This window comes from Pseudomonas sp. NPDC008258 (assembly GCF_042956345.1).
Classification (GTDB): Bacteria; Pseudomonadota; Gammaproteobacteria; order Pseudomonadales; family Pseudomonadaceae; genus Aquipseudomonas.
This window is the reverse complement of the sequence record NZ_JBIBGE010000027.1, coordinates 45,901-62,199: the sequence shown is the minus strand read 5'-3', so window position 1 is coordinate 62,199 and position 16,299 is coordinate 45,901. Positions and strand designations below refer to the sequence as shown.

14 protein-coding genes are annotated in these 16,299 nt (G+C 64.0%); 9 read left to right on the top strand and 5 right to left on the bottom strand.

Annotated features, from left to right (window positions below; translation table 11 throughout):
• The first annotated feature begins 261 nt into the window (after positions 1-261).
• Complete coding sequence (locus ACFY9W_RS20805; protein ID WP_391133972.1) at positions 262-2,349, top strand: EAL domain-containing protein; 2,088 nt, start codon at positions 262-264, stop codon at positions 2,347-2,349.
• Here ACFY9W_RS20805 and ACFY9W_RS20800 read toward each other — a convergent pair.
• Positions 2,346-2,606, bottom strand: a complete 261-nt coding sequence (locus tag ACFY9W_RS20800) for a DUF1652 domain-containing protein (RefSeq protein WP_391133969.1) — start codon at positions 2,604-2,606, stop codon at positions 2,346-2,348. The genes ACFY9W_RS20805 and ACFY9W_RS20800 overlap by 4 nt on opposite strands.
• A gap of 273 nt (positions 2,607-2,879) precedes the next feature.
• Positions 2,880-3,527, bottom strand: coding sequence for a DUF1345 domain-containing protein (locus tag ACFY9W_RS20795; RefSeq protein ID WP_391133966.1), 648 nt, complete (start codon positions 3,525-3,527; stop codon positions 2,880-2,882).
• Between the two features lie 318 nt (positions 3,528-3,845).
• Here ACFY9W_RS20795 and pgm point away from each other — a divergent pair, with 318 nt between their 5' ends.
• From pgm to ACFY9W_RS20775, 4 genes are all read left to right on the top strand, one after another.
• Positions 3,846-5,483 carry a phosphoglucomutase (alpha-D-glucose-1,6-bisphosphate-dependent) gene (gene pgm / locus ACFY9W_RS20790; RefSeq protein WP_391133963.1) on the top strand — a complete coding sequence of 546 codons (1,638 nt, stop codon included), beginning with the start codon at positions 3,846-3,848 and terminating at the stop codon, positions 5,481-5,483.
• Positions 5,484-5,561: 78 nt separating this feature from the next.
• Positions 5,562-6,074 carry a sigma-70 family RNA polymerase sigma factor gene (locus ACFY9W_RS20785; protein ID WP_391133960.1) on the top strand — a complete coding sequence of 171 codons (513 nt, stop codon included), beginning with the start codon at positions 5,562-5,564 and terminating at the stop codon, positions 6,072-6,074.
• Positions 6,071-7,015 carry a FecR domain-containing protein gene (locus ACFY9W_RS20780; protein WP_391133957.1) on the top strand — a complete coding sequence of 315 codons (945 nt, stop codon included), beginning with the start codon at positions 6,071-6,073 and terminating at the stop codon, positions 7,013-7,015. The genes ACFY9W_RS20785 and ACFY9W_RS20780 overlap by 4 nt, the downstream gene beginning before the upstream one ends.
• A 67-nt stretch (positions 7,016-7,082) precedes the next feature.
• Positions 7,083-9,488, top strand: coding sequence for a TonB-dependent siderophore receptor (locus ACFY9W_RS20775; protein WP_391133954.1), 2,406 nt, complete (start codon positions 7,083-7,085; stop codon positions 9,486-9,488).
• A gap of 146 nt (positions 9,489-9,634) precedes the next feature.
• On the opposite strand, the gene ACFY9W_RS20770 is transcribed toward ACFY9W_RS20775, so the two are convergent.
• A complete protein-coding gene (locus ACFY9W_RS20770; RefSeq protein ID WP_391133951.1) occupies positions 9,635-10,573 on the bottom strand; it encodes a LysR substrate-binding domain-containing protein in 939 nt (312 codons plus the stop codon).
• Between the two features lie 147 nt (positions 10,574-10,720).
• On the opposite strand from ACFY9W_RS20770, the gene ACFY9W_RS20765 reads away from it, so the two are divergent.
• The 4 genes from ACFY9W_RS20765 to ACFY9W_RS20750 are packed head-to-tail and all read left to right on the top strand — an operon-like array spanning position 10,721 to position 14,503.
• Positions 10,721-11,548, top strand: coding sequence for an amidohydrolase family protein (locus ACFY9W_RS20765; RefSeq protein WP_391133948.1), 828 nt, complete (start codon positions 10,721-10,723; stop codon positions 11,546-11,548).
• Positions 11,549-11,589: 41 nt separating this feature from the next.
• Entirely contained in the window at positions 11,590-12,939 is a 1,350-nt protein-coding gene (locus ACFY9W_RS20760) for an MFS transporter (RefSeq protein ID WP_391133945.1), read from the top strand.
• A complete protein-coding gene (locus tag ACFY9W_RS20755) occupies positions 12,936-13,676 on the top strand; it encodes an SDR family oxidoreductase (protein ID WP_391133942.1) in 741 nt (246 codons plus the stop codon). The genes ACFY9W_RS20760 and ACFY9W_RS20755 overlap by 4 nt, the downstream gene beginning before the upstream one ends.
• Positions 13,673-14,503, top strand: a complete 831-nt coding sequence (locus tag ACFY9W_RS20750) for a TIM barrel protein (protein ID WP_391133939.1) — start codon at positions 13,673-13,675, stop codon at positions 14,501-14,503. The genes ACFY9W_RS20755 and ACFY9W_RS20750 overlap by 4 nt, the downstream gene beginning before the upstream one ends.
• Here the strand turns inward: ACFY9W_RS20750 and ACFY9W_RS20745 are convergent.
• Both ACFY9W_RS20745 and ACFY9W_RS20740 read right to left on the bottom strand, forming a co-directional pair.
• Positions 14,494-14,910 (bottom strand): Rid family hydrolase, encoded by a 417-nt coding sequence (locus tag ACFY9W_RS20745; RefSeq protein ID WP_391133936.1) that lies wholly within the window; start codon positions 14,908-14,910, stop codon positions 14,494-14,496. The two genes, ACFY9W_RS20750 and ACFY9W_RS20745, sit on opposite strands and share 10 nt — an antisense overlap.
• Positions 14,910-16,229, bottom strand: a complete 1,320-nt coding sequence (locus ACFY9W_RS20740) for an NAD(P)-binding domain-containing protein (protein ID WP_391133933.1) — start codon at positions 16,227-16,229, stop codon at positions 14,910-14,912. Before ACFY9W_RS20740 ends, ACFY9W_RS20745 begins: the two co-directional genes overlap by 1 nt.
• Positions 16,230-16,299: the final 70 nt, after the last annotated feature.

Sequence of the window (16,299 nt, the reverse complement as noted above, 5' to 3'; positions counted from 1 at the left end):
AACGCACGCTTTTGTGGGAGCGGCCTTGTGTCGCGAAAGGGCCGCGGAGCGGCCCCGGATTACCCGTACAAACAGTAAAATTGCCGGGGCTGCTTCGCAGCCCTTTCGCGACACAAGGCCGCTCCCACAAAGTACGCTGCAGATCTGCTTAGGGCTTGTATTGGATCCATTCCCATTCGCAAAAACCCCGTGCGTTTCGCCAAAGCTTGAGTACAATCGTCAGCTTTTGCCGGGCCCCCTGTCCCGTCGCTGGAATTCCCAATGCTGACCGGTAGCTACTCCTCTTCGCTGGTGTTGATTTCGCTGTGCGTGGCGATCCTGGCGTCTTATACCGCCCTTGATCTGACCGGCCGCATTGCCACGGCCAAGGGCCGGGCTGCCTACCTGTGGATGGGGGGAGGCGCGTTGGCCATGGGCATTGGCGTGTGGTCGATGCACTTTATCGGCATGCTCGCCTTCAGCCTGCCCATCGACCTGGGCTATGACCTGGCGCTTACCGCGTTCTCGCTGCTGATCGCCGTGCTGTCCTCGGGCTTTGCCCTGTGGCTGGTGAGCCAGCCGCGCCTGCCGTGCCTGCAACTGGGCTTTGGCGCGCTGATCATGGGCGCCGGCATCGCCTGCATGCACTACACCGGCATGGCCGCGCTGCGCATGCTGCCAGGTATCGACTACGACCCCACGCTGTTCGGGGCCTCGCTGCTGATTGCCGTGGGTGCTTCTGCGGCGGCGTTGTGGATTGCCTTCCGCCTGCGCAAGCATACCCCCTACGTGCGGCAGATCCGCGGGCTGGCGGCGGTGGTGATGGGTTTTGCCATCGTCGGCATGCACTACACCGGCATGGCGGCGGCGAATTTCCCCGAGGGCAGCTTCTGTGGTGCGCTGGGCGGTGGGTTGCAGGGCGATAGCCTGGTCTACCTGGTGCTGATCACCACCCTGGCGGTACTGGCCGTGGCTTTGCTGACCTCGGTGCTGGACGCGCGCCTGGAGGCACGCACCGCCGAGCTGGCCCGTTCGCTGACCCTGGCCAACCAGGAGCTTACCCAGCTGGCGCTGCACGACACGCTCACCGACCTGCCCAACCGTACCTTGCTGGCAGATCGTATCGAGCAGGCCATTGCCAAGGTGGCGGAGCAGGGTGGTTGCTTTGCCTTGATGTTCATCGACCTGGACGGCTTCAAGCCGGTCAACGATGCGTTCGGCCACCATATCGGCGACCTGCTGCTCAAGGCCGTGGCCGCACGCCTGCGCGGCCACCTGCACAGCCAGGACACCCTGGCGCGCATCGGTGGCGACGAGTTCGTGCTATTGGTGGAGTTGCAGGAGCCTGACGATGCCATGGATGTGGCGGTGAAGCAGGTGAACCTGGTGTCACGGCCATTCCGGGTAGCCGAACACGACCTGCAACTGTCCGCGAGCCTGGGTATCGTCCTGTACCCCGGCAACGGCCTGGACCAGCACGAGCTGCTGCGCAATGCCGACGCCGCCATGTACCACGCCAAGAGCGCCGGCAAGAACGGCTACAGCTTCTTCGATGTGTCGATGAACAGTAACGCCCGCCAGCAATTGCAGCTGTTGCAAGACCTGCGTCAGGCGCTGGAGCAACGCCAGTTCCGCTTGCATTACCAGCCCAAGTTCGACGCACAGGCATGCCAGCCTATAGGTGCCGAAGCCTTGCTGCGTTGGGAGCACCCGCAGCAGGGGCTGTTGCTGCCCGACCGCTTTATCGGCCTGGCGGAGAAGACCGGCTTGATCATCCCGATCGGCGAGTGGGTGCTGGACGAAGCCTGCCGGCAGATGCGCCAGTGGCTGGATCAAGGGCATCAAGGCTGGCGCATGGCCGTGAACCTGTCGGCCATCCAGTTCTGCCATGCCGGGCTGGTCGATAGTGTGGCCAGGGCCCTGCAACAGCACGGCCTGCCAGCCAACTGCCTGACCCTGGAAATCACCGAAACCACTGCCATGCACGACGCCGATGCCAGCCTTACCGTGCTGCAACGGTTGTCCGACATGGGCGTGGACCTGTCCATCGATGACTTTGGCACCGGCTATTCCAGCTTGATGTACCTCAAGCGCCTGCCCGCCAACGAGCTGAAGATCGACCGCGGTTTTGTGCGTGACCTGGAACAGGACAGTGACGATGCGGCGATTGTCTCAGCCATCGTCGCCCTGGGCCAGGCGCTGGGCCTGCGTATTGTTGCCGAAGGCGTGGAGACCGGCAGGCAGCAGGATTTCCTGACCCGTCTGGGGTGTGATTCGCTACAAGGCTACCTGCTGGGCCAGCCAGTACCGGCCGAGCAGTTCATGGGCAAGTTGCAGGCCTTGCGTCAGCAGGATGCCGCTACCGGTTAAACGGCGTCGCGCAGGGTGAAGGCGGGGATGAACGCATCCATTTCCGCTTCGACGGCCTCGATGATGCGTTCAACATCGGCTGCCGCCATGATGGCCATGCAAGGGATGCCGGCAATGGCCAGCAGGGTTTCGCCAGTGGCGCGGTCGAACAGCCGGGCGACCATGCTGCGGGGCGCATCCATGATGGCCTCGAAGCCCAGCGGGTGGAAATGCCAACGCATCACCTGGCAGGCGTTGGGAAACGTCATCTTGTTCATGCCAGCCTCCTTGTCCGTGCCTGGACGCGGTGATCGGTTGGCTGCGCGTGTGCGCCACCGGGAAGGTAAACATAGCAGCTGCCACGCACGATTCTCGGTTGCAAATAAGACAAATGTACCAATGCATGACAGAGGTCACATACTTGTCACGAAGCCCCTGGGGCCGTAGCCGGCAGGGCAAACGTTTTCCGGTCACGATTGCGGTAGTTTTCTGCTCCGTTCAGTCCGTTTTCAGTGGTGTTCGGCACACGTAGTTTCAGACGAGCGGTGTAATCAGCCCAGCAAACCGGCGGCGATGTTGATGGTGAACCCGAGAATCGCCGTATTGAACACGAAGCCCACCAGCGAATGCGCCAACACAATCCGCCGTAACTGCCTGCCGGCGACGCCTATATCTGACGTTTGCACCGCCACGCTGATGGTGAACGAGAAGTAGTGAAAGTCCCAATAGTCCGGGTTGCGCTCGCCATCGGCGAAGCGCAGTGGTGGTTCGTGGTTTTGCCCGGTATAGAACAGCCGGGCGTAATGCAGGCTGAATATGCAGCCGATCAGCAGCCAGGAGCCCGCCACGGTCAGGCCGGTGTAGAGGTAATGCAGGGCCAGTGCCGAGCCTTGCAGGCCCCGGCTGGACACCAGTTGCAGGGTGACCGCGGCGAGGCTGGCGATGGCGGCGATACACACCGTAAGCAACACCACGCCTGCGTTTTCGTCTTCGACGCGGGCAACCTTGCGGACCTTTTCAGGGCTGGCGCCCCAGGTCAGGTACAGCACCAGCAGCAGGTACAGCCACACGCCAAGGTTCCAGCCGGCGAGGATGTGCAGAACGGTGTCACCGGCGGGGATCAGCCAGGCGCCGACAACGCCGACTGCGGCGGCGAAGCTCAGGCGGGGGTGGGTACGGGTCAGGCGGTGGAAAGCCATGGGGCCTCTTTTTCGGTGGGTATGGCAACCACTCTAGACTGTGATAAGACACATGAGCGGTATAGGCCGTCCATTGTGGGAGCGGGCGAGCCCGCGAAGCAGGCACCACGGTGGTTGGCACGGGCTGCGCCCGTGTTCGCGGGCTCGCCCGCTCCCACAGGGATCGCGCAAGGCTCTGGTTTTCATCAAGACAGCTATCCCCGTCAAAGCGTGCCAGGTGGGCTGTTGTTTTCTTTGATGTCGCCCATCGCACGGCATTGCAACTCTCAGTACACTGCACGCTCCAACACCAACATCTGTTGAACTCGAGGTTTTTGCATGACGCTCAGTCCTTTGGCAGGCAAGCCGGCTCCGGCCAGCGTGCTGGTCGATATTCCCCGACTGCTCACCGCCTACTACACCGGCCGCCCAGACGCTGCCGTGGCGGCCCAGCGGGTGGCCTTCGGCACCTCGGGGCACCGGGGGACTTCGCTTGAATTGAGTTTCAACGAATACCACGTGCTGGCCATTACCCAGGCCATCTGCCTGTACCGCCAGGAAAAGGGCATCGATGGCCCGTTGTTCATCGGTGCCGACACCCACGCCCTGTCAGCGCCGGCCACTGCCAGCGCCCTGGAAGTACTGGCGGCCAACGGCGTGCAGGTCAGGCTGTCCAAGGACGACGAATATACGCCGACGCCAGCCGTGTCCCACGCCATCCTCTGCCACAACCGTGGCCGTGAGCAGGGCCTGGCCGATGGCATCGTCATCACCCCGTCGCACAACCCGCCGCAAAGCGGTGGTTTCAAGTACAACCCACCCAATGGCGGCCCGGCCGACAGCGACGTGACCAAGTGGGTCGAGGCCAAGGCCAACGAGTTGCTGGCTGCCAACCTTGCGGGCGTGAAGCGCATGGACCATGCCCAGGCGCTGCAGGCCCCGACCACCCAGCGCCATGACTATGTGAGCAGCTATGTGGCGGACCTGGAAAACGTCATCGACTTCGACGTTATCCGTAACGCCAAGCTGCGCCTGGGCGTCGACCCGCTGGGCGGGGCAGGGGTGCGCTACTGGTCGGCCATTGCCGAACACTACAAGCTGGACCTGGAAGTGGTGAACACCGAGGTGGACCCCACCTTCCGCTTCATGACCGTCGACTGGGACGGGCAGATCCGCATGGACCCATCCTCGCCCTACGCCATGCAGGGCCTGATCGGCCTGCGCGAGCGTTTCGACGTGGCCTTCGCCTGCGACCCGGACCACGACCGCCACGGTATCGTGACCTCCGACGGCCTGCTGCAGCCGAACAACTACCTGGCCGTGGCCATCGACTACCTGTATCGCCACCGCCCGCAGTGGCGCAGCGACGCCGCCGTGGGCAAGACCGTGGTGTCCAGCGGCATGATCGACCGCGTCACCCAGCGCCTGGGCCGTGAGTTGTACGAAGTGCCAGTGGGCTTCAAGTTCTTCGCCCAAGGGCTGTTCGACGGTACGCTTGGCTTTGGTGGCGAAGAGAGTGCCGGTGCGTCGTTCCTGCGCCGCGATGGCTCGGTCTGGGCCACCGACAAGGACGGGCTGATCCCGGCCTTGCTGGCTGCCGAAATGACTGCCCGTACCGGGCGCAACCCGAGCCAGGCCTATGCCGACCTGACCGAGGCACTGGGCAAACCGTACGCCACCCGCGTCGAGGCCAAGGCCGATGTGCGGCAGAAGGCGTTGCTGAGCAAGCTGGCACCAGAGCAGGTCAAGTCGACCGAACTGGCCGGGGAGCCGATCGTGCAGATCCTCAGCCACGCGCCGGGCAATGGCCAGGCGATTGGCGGGCTGAAGGTGATGACCGCCAATGGCTGGTTCGCTGCGCGCCCATCGGGCACCGAAGACATCTACAAGATCTACGCCGAAAGCTTCATCGATGAAGCGCACCTGCAGCGCCTGGTACAGGAAGCGCAAGTGCTGGTGGATGCGGCGATTGCCTGATCGGTAACAAACCGCTTGGTGCTGCGGCGCAACGTAAATTAGAATTAATCCTATTTACGCCGCCGCAGGGCCATTCCCATGATCGACGCCGCGCCGCCACCGGAGCCTAGCCTGCCTGCCCTGTACCGGGAGCATCGCGGCTGGCTCGAAACCTGGCTACGTCGGCGCCTGGGCAATGCCTGGGATGCCGCCGACCTCAGCCAGGATACTTTTCTACGGGTACTGACCAGTGCCCAACCCCTGGCTGACATTCGCGAGCCAAGGGCCTACCTGCTGACAGTGGGCAAACGCCTGCTGAGCAACTTCCACCAACGGCGCAGCCTGGAACAGGCTTACCTCGACGCTTTGGCCACCTTGCCCGAGCAGCATGTGCCCTCGCCAGAAAAACGCTGGATATTGCTGGAAACCCTGCAAGCACTCGACGAATTGCTCGATGGCCTCAAGGCCCCGGTACGCAAGGCCTTTCTCTGGAGCCAGCTTGAAGGGCTGGGCTACGCCGAAATCGGCAAGCGCCTGGGCGTTTGCGAGCGTTCGGTAAAGCGCTATATGGCGCAGGCATACGAACATTGCCTGCTGGCCGAGTTGCAATGACCACCCACTCGCCTGAAACCCGCGAAGCCGTGCGTGCTGCCGCCCGTTGGCTGGCGCTGCTGGACTCTGGTGACGCCAGTGAGAGCGACTTGCTGCGCCTGGCGAAATGGCGGGCCAGCAGCAGCTTGCACGAAGATGCATGGCAGAAGGCATCATTGCTGCGCCAGCGGTTTACCGCGCTACCCGGCGCGCTGGCCATGGCCACCCTGGACCGCCCGGATACCGGGCGTCGCGCATTGCTCAAGCAAGCCCTGGGTATCGCGGTGCTGTTGCCCACGGCCTGGCTGGTCAGCCGAGAGCTACCACTGGAGGCCTGGACCGCCGACATGCACACCTCGGTAGGCGAGCGTCGGCAGGTGCTGTTGAGCGATGGCACATTCGTGCAGCTGAACACCGACAGTGCGGTGGATATCGACATGAATGCACGTCGCCTGACATTGCTTCGCGGAGAAGTGGCGGTGAAGGTGCCCGCCAACCTGAACCTGACGTTGCAGGTGCCTTACGGCCAGGTGGTGCTCGGCAGTGGTGAAGTGTGCCTGCGGCTGGTCGACCAGGCCTGCCGGGTATCGGTCGCCGATGGGTTAGCCAGCCTGCAGCCACTGCGCGGTCCGGCACACGTGCTGCACGCCGGGCAGCAGGCCAACCTGCAGGTGGCAGGCGTGGGGCCGGTGACAGGCCTGGATGAATGGCGCCTGGGCTGGCGTGAGGGCGTGCTGCGGCTGGACGACCGCCCCTTGGGCGAGTTGTTGCACGAGTTGCGCAGGTACCGCCCCGGGGTGCTGCGCTGGGCGCCGGAGCTGGAGCGCCTGCGGGTGACTGGCACTTTCCGCCTTGACGATACCGACCGGATTCTTGCCTTGCTCGTCGCCAGCCTGCCGTTGCAGGTGCACGCACGCACACGCTACTGGGTCAGCCTGGCGACACGAGAAAACCGTGCTTGAGGCTGTCCCCTTTTTTTCACTCGCCGGTCATTACCGGTAGGAAGAAAATAAAGGGGAGCCTTGTTCAATGTCAGCAGTAATGTCTTGCCGCCTGCGCCCACTGGCGCGCGCAGTGCGCCCGTTGTTTGCCATGAGCCTGTTGTTGTCCGCACCCGCCTGGGCTGATGAGCCGGTGCGGCGTGCCTATCAGGTGCCGGCCGCCAGCCTGGGCGCTGTGCTCACCCGGTTTGCCGACCAGGCCGGCGTGAGCCTTTCGCTGGACCCGGCACTGGTTCAGGGCCGGCAGAGTAACGGCCTGTCTGGTAGCTACAGTGTCGAAGAAGGTTTCATGCAGCTGCTACGCGGCAGCGGCCTGCAGTTGCTGCCGGTGGGTGAGGGGGCCTTCACCCTGATGCCAGCACCCGAGGCCGGTGATGCTCTGGAAATCGCCCCGACCAGCATCGTTGGCGGGCTGGCCGCAAGCAACGAAACGCAGCCGTATGCTGGCGGCCAGGTGGCTCGGCAGGGCGCGCAGGGCCTTTTGGGGTCGCGTGACTTCATGGAAACCCCGTTCAGCATCACCAGCTATACCAGCGAACTGGTGAAGAACCAGCAAGCGCGAACCTTGGGCGAACTGATCGCCACCGACCCTTCGGTTCGGGCCACCAATCCGGCAGGCGGGCGCTTCGAGCAATTCACCATTCGCGGCTTCAGCCTGTTCAACAGTGATGTGGCCTACAACGGTTTGTACGGCATTTTGCCGACCTACTCGATCGACATGGAAATGGCCGACCGGGTCGATATCATCAAAGGCCCCAGCCAGTTGATCAACGGCATTTCGCCGCGTGGCAGCGTGGGCGGCGGCATCAATGTGCAGCCCAAGCGCGCTGGCGACAAGCCAATCACCGAGTTTACCGGCAGCTATGCCTCGGCTGGCCAGGCGGGCGGGGCGGTGGATGTTGGCCGGCGCTTTGGCGAAGGCCAGCAGTTTGGCGTGCGCTTCAATGGCGTGAAGCAGGCCGGCGATACCGAATGGGACCACCAGCGCGTCGAGCGTGAAATGGCAGTGCTGGGCCTGGACTTTCGCGGCGAGCGCCTGCGCCTGTCGGCGGACCTCGGCCACACCGAGCGTGACACCGATGCACCGCAGGAACGCGTGCTGATCGGCACAAACGCCAAGGTGCCGGATGCCAACGATGTTCGCCACAACTACGCCCAGGCCTGGAGCAAGGCGCGCACCAACGACACGTTTGGCGCACTGCATGCCGAGTACGACATCAGCGAATCGCTGCTAGCCTACGGCGCGGTCGGCGCGCGCAAAAGCAACCATGACTTCCTGCGGCACAACGTCTCCATCGTCAACGATGCCGGTGACTTCACCGTGCAGCCACGCGACTTTACCCGCGATGAGTCGGTGCGCACCGCCATGGCCGGCCTGCGCAACTGGTTCCATACCGGGCCGGTCAGCCATGAGCTGAATCTGGCGGCCAGCTACTTCTACATGGACTTCACCAACGGCGGCGCCCGCTATGCGTCGGCGCCCAGCAACCTCTACAACCCGGTGGCCACACCGACCCCGGGTACGCCCACCCGCATCGACCCCGAGGTTTACACGGAGAACCGCTTTTCCGGCGTAGCCCTGGCCGACACCCTCGGCTTTTTCGATGGCCGCCTGCTACTGACGCTGGGCGCACGCTGGCAACGCGTGCAGGTGGATGACTGGAGCGACGGCGTCAAAGGCGACACTGCCTATGACGAAGAAAAGGTCTCGCCTTCGGGCGGTGTGCTGCTCAAGGTTACCGACCAGCTATCGCTTTACGCCAATTACATGGAAGGCCTGAGCCAGGGCAAGATCGCGCCTTCGACGTCGGTCAACGAAGACCAGATCTTCCCACCGTTCACCAGCCGCCAGGTCGAGGTTGGGGCCAAATATGACCTGGGCAGGGTGGCCTTTACTGCCAGTGCCTTCCGCATTCGCCAGCCGGCTTACGAGACCAATGCCACCTCGCGGGTGTTCGGCCCCAATGGCAAGCGTGACAACCGGGGTATCGAGTTGAGCGTGTTCGGTGAACCGGTGCAAGGCGTGCGTGTGCTGGGTGGGGTGATGTACATCGACAGCGAACTGACCGACACCGTGGGTGGCGCCTTTGACGGCAACCGCGCGCCGGCCACACCCGAATACAACGTCAACCTCGGTGCCGAATGGGACGTGCCGGGCGTGAATGGCCTGACCCTGACGGCGCGGGGCATTCACTCCAGCTCGCAGTACCTGGACCAGAACAACAGCAAGCAGATCGATGGCTGGGAGCGTTATGACGTGGGGGCGCGTTATGCGTTCAAGGTGGATGCCACCGAGGTGACGTTGCGGGCCAGTGTGGAGAACGTACTGGATGATCGCTACTGGAGCTCGGCGGGGGCTTCGGATGACAGTGAGCCGGGGTTGACCCTGTCCACGCCGCGTACTTACCTGCTCTCGGCAACCGTTGGCTTCTAAGCCGTCCCGCAAGCCTTCTGCATACCCTGTGGGAGCGGGCGTGCCCGCGAATCAGGCGACTCGGTGGATGGCACCGGCTCCGCCGGTGTTCGCGGGCATGCCCGCTCCCACAGGGGCTCGTGCAAGACAGTCGCTCTTGTAGACGATCAGGTTGGCGCAATCGCCCGCCCAAGCTTCTGCGCCTGCCCCTGCAACACCCGCATCAAATGCATCGCCGCATGCGAAGGCGGCTCGAAGCGCGAATAGACAAAGCTGATGTCGAAGTGAATCTCATCGGCCAGCGGCACCACCGCCAGCCCACTGTCCTGCGCCACGAATTCGTCGATCACGCTAATGCCCATACCCTGCTTTACCAATGCCACAGCCTCGTTGGCATTGGTGAACGACAACAGTGATACCAACTGCGCCCCGCACCGTTCGATGTGCCCGGCCAGCAGTTTGCCAAACGGCATGTCTGGCCTGAACAGCAGCAGCGCGTGGCCTTCCAGTTGCCGCAAGGTCAGCGAGGTGTGCCCGGCCAAAGCGTGATCGGGTGGCATCACCACCACCATGCGCCCACGCATGAACGCCTGCGAATGCAGGTGGTCGTGCTGCACGGGCAGGGCGGCAATCGACAGGTCGACCTTTTTCGACAGGATCTGGTTGGGCATTTCGCCCATCAGCGAGGTTTGCCATTCGATGTTAAGCGACGGCGCCTCCCGCTTGAGCTGCGCCAGGGCAATCGGGATGACCACCGTCGACAGCGAAGCGCTGCACGAGATGCGCAGCTTGCGGTGGCCGCCTGCGCCCAGTGACAGGGCGCACTCGTTGACTTCCAGCGCTGCCTGATACACCCGCTCGACCTCACGGAACAGCACCTGCGCCTCGGCCGTGGGCACCAGGCGGTTGTTGATGCGCTCGAACAGGCGGTAGCTCAAACGCCCTTCGATGTACTGGATCAACTTGCTGACGGCTGGCTGCGACACATACAGCAGCTTGGCCGCCGCGCTGATCGAGCCGGTCAGCATCACCGCGCGGAACACTTCCATGTGGCGCAGTTTGAACACCATGGGGCTTGCGTCTGCGCCTTCGTTGCCAAGCTGCATGTGTATTACCTTAGGTTATGGTCTTTGCCATCTGGGTATGAGCGTCAAACCTGGCCACGCAGTATCTTGAACCCAGCCAAATCGCCCTTGCGGCGCACAATAACAAGATCTGCAGGCAAGCGCAGCGGTGCTTGCCGGGAGTGCCATGTGAGCATCTTTGACGAACCTAAGATCGATTGCCATAACCATTTGTTTGATCCTGCCCGTTTCCCTTACCACCCCGACGCACCCTATGCGCCTTCCGGCCAGGAAGTCGCCACCCAGGAGCAGTTCAGCCGGGTAATGGACACCTACGGTGTGCAGCATGCCTTGCTGGTGGGGCCCAACAGCGGCTATCACACCGACAACCGCTGCCTGCTGCATGCCCTGGCTACCGGGCAGGGGCGGTTCAAGGGTGTGGCGGTGGTCGAGGCGGACATACACCTCGATGCACTGGCTGCGCTGCAGGCGCAGGGGGTGGTCGGTATCGCCTTCAACCCCGCGTTGTACGGGGTGGCCAGCTTGAAGGACGTTGACGGCCTGTTCGGCAAGCTCGCCGAGCTCGACCTGTTCGCCCAGGTGCAGGTCTGCGAAGACCAGTTGCTTGAACTGCGCAGCCTGGTTCAGGGCTCGCGTGCACGCCTGCTGATCGACCATTGCGGCCGGCCAGACGTGGCGGCTGGGGTACAGCAGCCTGGCTTCCAGGCGTTGTTGCAACTGGCGGACAGTGGCCGCGCCAGCGTCAAGCTGTCAGGCATGCAAAAGTTCGCTGCGGCCGATGCGCTGCTGGAGCAGAGCCGTGCCTACGTCCATGCCCTGCTTGAAGCGTTTGGTGCCGAAGCCTGCGTGTGGGGCTCGGACTGGCCGTTCATTCGCCAGCGCTCGCGTGTGGACTACGGCCCGCTGCTGAAACTGGCCGAGCGGCTGATGCCGGATGCCCAGCTACGCCGCACGGTGATGTGGGACACCCCTCGACGTCTGTTCGGGTTCGCCTAGAACCTCGTTTTTGCCATTCCAATAACAAGAGAGCAATCGTCATGAACACAGAACAGAACGCCAGCCTCGGGGTGTTCGACACCCCGGCACGCGCGCAACAACGCACCCGCACCCGCTTCATGATCCTGGCGCTGATTTCCGGTGGCACCATGATCAACTACCTCGACCGCAGCGTGATGGGTATTGCCGCACCCAGCATCAGCGCCGACCTGGGCCTGAACGCAGCGATGATGGGGGTGATCTTTTCTGCCTTCTCGTGGACCTACGCTGCCGCACAGATCCCGGGTGGCATCCTCATCGACCGGCTGGGCACCAAACTCACCTACTGGCTGGCGCTGACCCTGTGGTCGCTGTTCACCGGCCTGCAAGGGCTGGCGCAGGGCTTCCTGTCGTTGCTGGGCATGCGCTTTCTGGTGGGGGTGACCGAGGCCCCGTGCTTCCCTACCAACAGCCGGGTGGTGGCTACCTGGTTCCCGCAGAGCGAGCGGGCAAGGGCGACGGGTATCTACACCTTTGCCGAATACACCGGGCTGGCTTTCCTGACGCCGCTGCTGTTCTGGGTGCTGCACGCCTACGGCTGGCGCTTCCTGCTGATGGCCGTAGGCCTGATGGGCATCCTCTATGGCCTGGTGTGGTGGCGCAAATACCACGAGCCGCACGAGTCGACCACGGCCAACCAGGCTGAACTGGACTACATCGCCGCCGGTGGCGGGGTGGTCGATGGCGGGCAGAAAGCCACGGTATTCCGCTGGTCGCAGATTCCGGCGCTGCTCAAGCACCGCAACATGCTGGGCATCTGCCTGGGGCAGTTCGCCTGCAACTCCACCAACGTGTTCTTCCTCACCTGGTTCCCTACCTACCTGGTGACCGAGCGGCACATGCCCTGGCTCAAGGTCGGCTGGGTGGCGGTGCTGCCGTTCATTGCCGCCTCGCTGGGTACGCTGGTGGGTGGCTGGTTGTCGGACGCCTTGCTGCGCCGTGGCTACTCGCTGAACGTGGCGCGCAAGCTGCCGGTGATCGCCGGGCTGCTGACTGCTTCGGTGATCGTGCTGGCCAACTACGTCGAGTCCGATGCACTGGTCATCACCATCCTGTGCATCGCCTATTTCGCCCAGGGCATGTCGGCGCTGGCCTGGATGATCGTGTCCGATATCGCCCCCAAGGGCCTGCTGGGCCTCAGTGGCGGCCTGTTCAACCTGTTTGCCAATGCGGCTGGCATCGTCACCCCCTTGACCATCGGCATCATCGTGTCGCTCACCGGCTCGTTCGTCTGGGCCCTGGCGTTCGTGTCGTCGATCACCGTGCTGGGTGCGCTGTGCTACCTGTTCATGGTCAGCGACCTGCGTCGCTTGCCGGAAATTCCTTCTGTCGAAAATGGAGCTAAACAATGAGCCAGTACCTGCAAGGCCAGACCGCAATCGTGACCGGGGGCATGCGTGGCATCGGCCTGGCGATTGCCCGGCGCCTGCACAGCGCCGGCGCCCAGGTGGTGATCTGGGACCTCGCCGTCGACGGCTGGGACAGTGCAGAAAACGGCTTTGAACCGGTGCTGCGCCAGGCGGTGGACGTGTCGTCGCTGGCCTCGGTGGAGGCGGCTTTTGCCGAGGCACTGGCGCGTGTGGGGCAGGTGCAGATTCTGGTCAACAATGCCGGCATCAACGGCCCGGTGGTGGCCTCGTGGGACTACCCGCCAGAGGCGTGGGACAAGGTCATCGCCATCGACCTGAATGGTGTGTTCTATTGCTGCCGTACCGCCATCCCGCACATGCGTGAACGTGGCTACGGGCGTATCGTCAACATCGCCTCCATGGCCGGCAAGGACGGCGTGCAGTACATCTCGGCCTATTCGGCAGCCAAGGCCGGGGTCATCGCCTTCACCAAGGCAGCCGCCAAGGAGCTGGCGCAGGACGGCGTGCTGCTCAACTGCGTGGCACCGGCCATGGTCGAGACGCCGCTGATGGCCGAAATGACAGCGGAGCATATTGCCGCGAGCAAGGCCAAGATCCCCATGGGGCGCTTCCTCAAGGCCGAGGAGATCGCCAACATGGTCAGCTGGATCGCCGGGCCCGAGTGCAGCTTTACCACCGGCTTTGTATTCGACCTCAGTGGTGGGAGGGCGACCTATTGAATGGCCTGGGCGTGGCGCACCTGACGGCGCTGGAACTGCCACCGCCAGTGTTGGTTCGCGAGGCGCGGTGCGCCGGCTTCAGCGCGGTGGGGTTGCGGCTGCACCCGGTGATGCCGGGCGCGCTGGGCTATCCGCTGTCGGCTGGCAGCCAGGGCATGCGTGAACTGCGGGCGGTCATGGCCGGGGAGGGCGTACGTGTGACGGACATCGAGTTTGTCTCGCTTACCCCGCAAACCCGGGTCTCAGATTACCAGGCCCTGTTAGCCGCTGGTGCCGAGCTGGGTGCGGCAAGCCTGACGGTGTCCGGTGACGATGACGATGTTGCACGGCTGACCGGCAACTTTGCAGCGCTTTGTGAAATGGCGCATGGCCATGGCTTGCGGGTGGACCTGGAGTTCATGCGCTGGCGGCCGGTGGCGACGTTGCAACAGGCGTGTGCGGTGGTGACAGGGGCCGGGCAGCACAACGGTGGCGTGCTGGTCGATGCCTTGCACCTGTTCCGCTCCGGTGGCCAGGTGGCAGATATCGCCGCAATCGACCCGCGCCTGCTGCGTGCCGTGCAGCTGTGCGATGCACCGCTGCTGGCACCTGCGCACGAGCTGATCATTCCGGAGGCCCGCGAGGGCCGCCTGCTGCCGGGCCAAGGGCAACTGCCGTTGGCAGCGTTGCTGGCGGCGTTGCCGGGGGATGGGTGCATCAGCGTGGAAGTGCCGTCCGCCGGCTTGCCCGCAGCGCAGCGGCTGCAAGCGGCGGGGCAGGTGACCCACGCCTGGCTGCACGACAGGCGACAGGCGTCACCCGCCGTGCAGGTTGTCGGTCACGCCTGATCCGGTACCACGGCGATCACATCGATCTCCATCAGCCACTCGGCCTGGGCCAACCCGGCCACCACCAGCCCGGTGGAGATCGGGAACACGCCCTTCAGCCACTTGCCCACTTCCTTGTACACCGGCTCGCGGTAACGCGGGTCGGTGATGTAGGTGGTGGTCTTGACGATGTGCGACAGGTCCGAGCCCGCTTCTTCAAGCAGCTGCTTGACGTTTTTCATCGCCTGCTCGGTCTGTGCGCGGGGGTCACCCAGGCCCACCAGCTTGCCTTCGAAGTCGGTGCCGACCTGGCCGCGCACATAAATGGTGTTACCGGCCCGCACGGCCTGGCACAGGTCATTGTCCAGGGTCTGGTTGGGGTAGGTTTCCTTGGTGTTGAACATGCGGATGCGAGTATGGGTAGGCATCAGTGGGCTCCGAGGGTGCTGACGTTGCTGATCGTGTTTTCGTGCTGCGCATCCGCGTCGCGCTGCTCGCGGTCGCGGTAGGCCAGATAGGTGCGTTGCGTGGCGATGTGGCCGGCGACGTGCTTGGCGTCGTGCCATACCCCCCAGATGAACGACGAACCACGGCGTGACAGCCACGGCAGGCCAAGGAAGTACACGCCCGGCTCGCGGGCCACGCCGCGCTGGTGCTGGGGCTTGCCGTTGGCATCGAAGGTGTCCACCTGCAACCAGCTGAAGTCCACGCCGTAGCCGGTGGCCCAGATGATGCTGGCGACGCCAGCCTGTGCCAGGTCCAGTTCGCGCAGTGGGTTGCTCATGCAGGCGGGGTCGGCCAGGCGTGTGCGGGCTTCGGGTTCCTCTGGCAGGTCCAGGCCGTTGCGTTCGATATAGGCGTCGGCGGCATCCAGCAGGGCCAGGTAGTTTTCGTCGCCACGGTTGATGTTCTCGACCAGGTTGTCCTGGAAGCGCGCTACGCCGTTTTCGAACGACTGGGTCAGGCCGACCAGGGTCATGCCTTGGTGGGCGAGGGCACGGAAGTCCACGGTGTGGCCGCCTCGGGCGCCGCTGACGGCAATGGTCACGTGCTCGCGGCCAGGCTTGGCGATTTCTGCATCCCACTCACCCAGCACGCCCAGCCACCAGCAGAAGTCGCGGTTGCGATAGGCCCGTGGCGGGCGGTCGTGTGCGCCGACCGACAGGTACACCTGGCGGCCTGCCCGCATCAGTTCTTCGGCGATCTGCACACCAGAGGACCCGGCACCCACCACCAGCACCGCGCCTTGCGGCAACTGCTCGGGGTTGTAGTAGGCGGCGGAGTGTATCTGGTGCAGGTTGCTGTCTTTCGGTGCGATGGCCGGGATCACCGGTTTCTGGAACGGGCCGGTGGCGGCGACCACGCGGTTGGCGCGAATCACGCCTTCGTTGGTTTCGATGGTGAAGCCAGGGCGGTCGCTGTTGCGCACCACGCGCTTCACTTCAATGCCGGTGCGCACCGGCAGGTTGTATTTGCGTACGTACTGTTCGAAGTAGTCGGCTACCTGGTCCTTGCCGGCGAAGGCGTCGGCGTCGAGGTTGAATTCCAGGCCCGGGAAGCGGTCGTGCCAGACCGGGCCGTTGGCCACCAGCGAGTCCCAGCGGCCAGTGCGCCAGGCCTCGGCGATGCGGTTGCGCTCCAGCACCAGGTGCGGCACGCCAAGCTTGTTCAGGTGTTCGCTGATGGCCACGCCGGCCTGGCCGGCGCCCACGACGAGGGTGTCGATTTCGAGGTTGTTCAGTGTCATGTCCGAGCCCTTGTTCAGGCGGTTTTTGTGAGGTCGGTTTGGAGGACCGCCGTTGCCTGGAGCCAGACTA

What these genes read in the sequence shown, in the direction of transcription:
- ACFY9W_RS20805 (WP_391133972.1), top strand. Translation starts at nt 262, where the DNA reads ATGCTGACCGGTAGCTACTCCTCTTCGCTGGTGTTGATTTCGCTGTGC.
- ACFY9W_RS20800 (WP_391133969.1), bottom strand. Translation starts at nt 2,606, where the DNA reads ATGAACAAGATGACGTTTCCCAACGCCTGCCAGGTGATGCGTTGGCAT.
- ACFY9W_RS20795 (WP_391133966.1), bottom strand. Translation starts at nt 3,527, where the DNA reads ATGGCTTTCCACCGCCTGACCCGTACCCACCCCCGCCTGAGCTTCGCC.
- pgm (WP_391133963.1), top strand. Translation starts at nt 3,846, where the DNA reads ATGACGCTCAGTCCTTTGGCAGGCAAGCCGGCTCCGGCCAGCGTGCTG.
- ACFY9W_RS20785 (WP_391133960.1), top strand. Translation starts at nt 5,562, where the DNA reads ATGATCGACGCCGCGCCGCCACCGGAGCCTAGCCTGCCTGCCCTGTAC.
- ACFY9W_RS20780 (WP_391133957.1), top strand. Translation starts at nt 6,071, where the DNA reads ATGACCACCCACTCGCCTGAAACCCGCGAAGCCGTGCGTGCTGCCGCC.
- ACFY9W_RS20775 (WP_391133954.1), top strand. Translation starts at nt 7,083, where the DNA reads ATGTCAGCAGTAATGTCTTGCCGCCTGCGCCCACTGGCGCGCGCAGTG.
- ACFY9W_RS20770 (WP_391133951.1), bottom strand. Translation starts at nt 10,573, where the DNA reads ATGCAGCTTGGCAACGAAGGCGCAGACGCAAGCCCCATGGTGTTCAAA.
- ACFY9W_RS20760 (WP_391133945.1), top strand. Translation starts at nt 11,590, where the DNA reads ATGAACACAGAACAGAACGCCAGCCTCGGGGTGTTCGACACCCCGGCA.
- ACFY9W_RS20755 (WP_391133942.1), top strand. Translation starts at nt 12,936, where the DNA reads ATGAGCCAGTACCTGCAAGGCCAGACCGCAATCGTGACCGGGGGCATG.
- ACFY9W_RS20745 (WP_391133936.1), bottom strand. Translation starts at nt 14,910, where the DNA reads ATGCCTACCCATACTCGCATCCGCATGTTCAACACCAAGGAAACCTAC.
- ACFY9W_RS20740 (WP_391133933.1), bottom strand. Translation starts at nt 16,229, where the DNA reads ATGACACTGAACAACCTCGAAATCGACACCCTCGTCGTGGGCGCCGGC.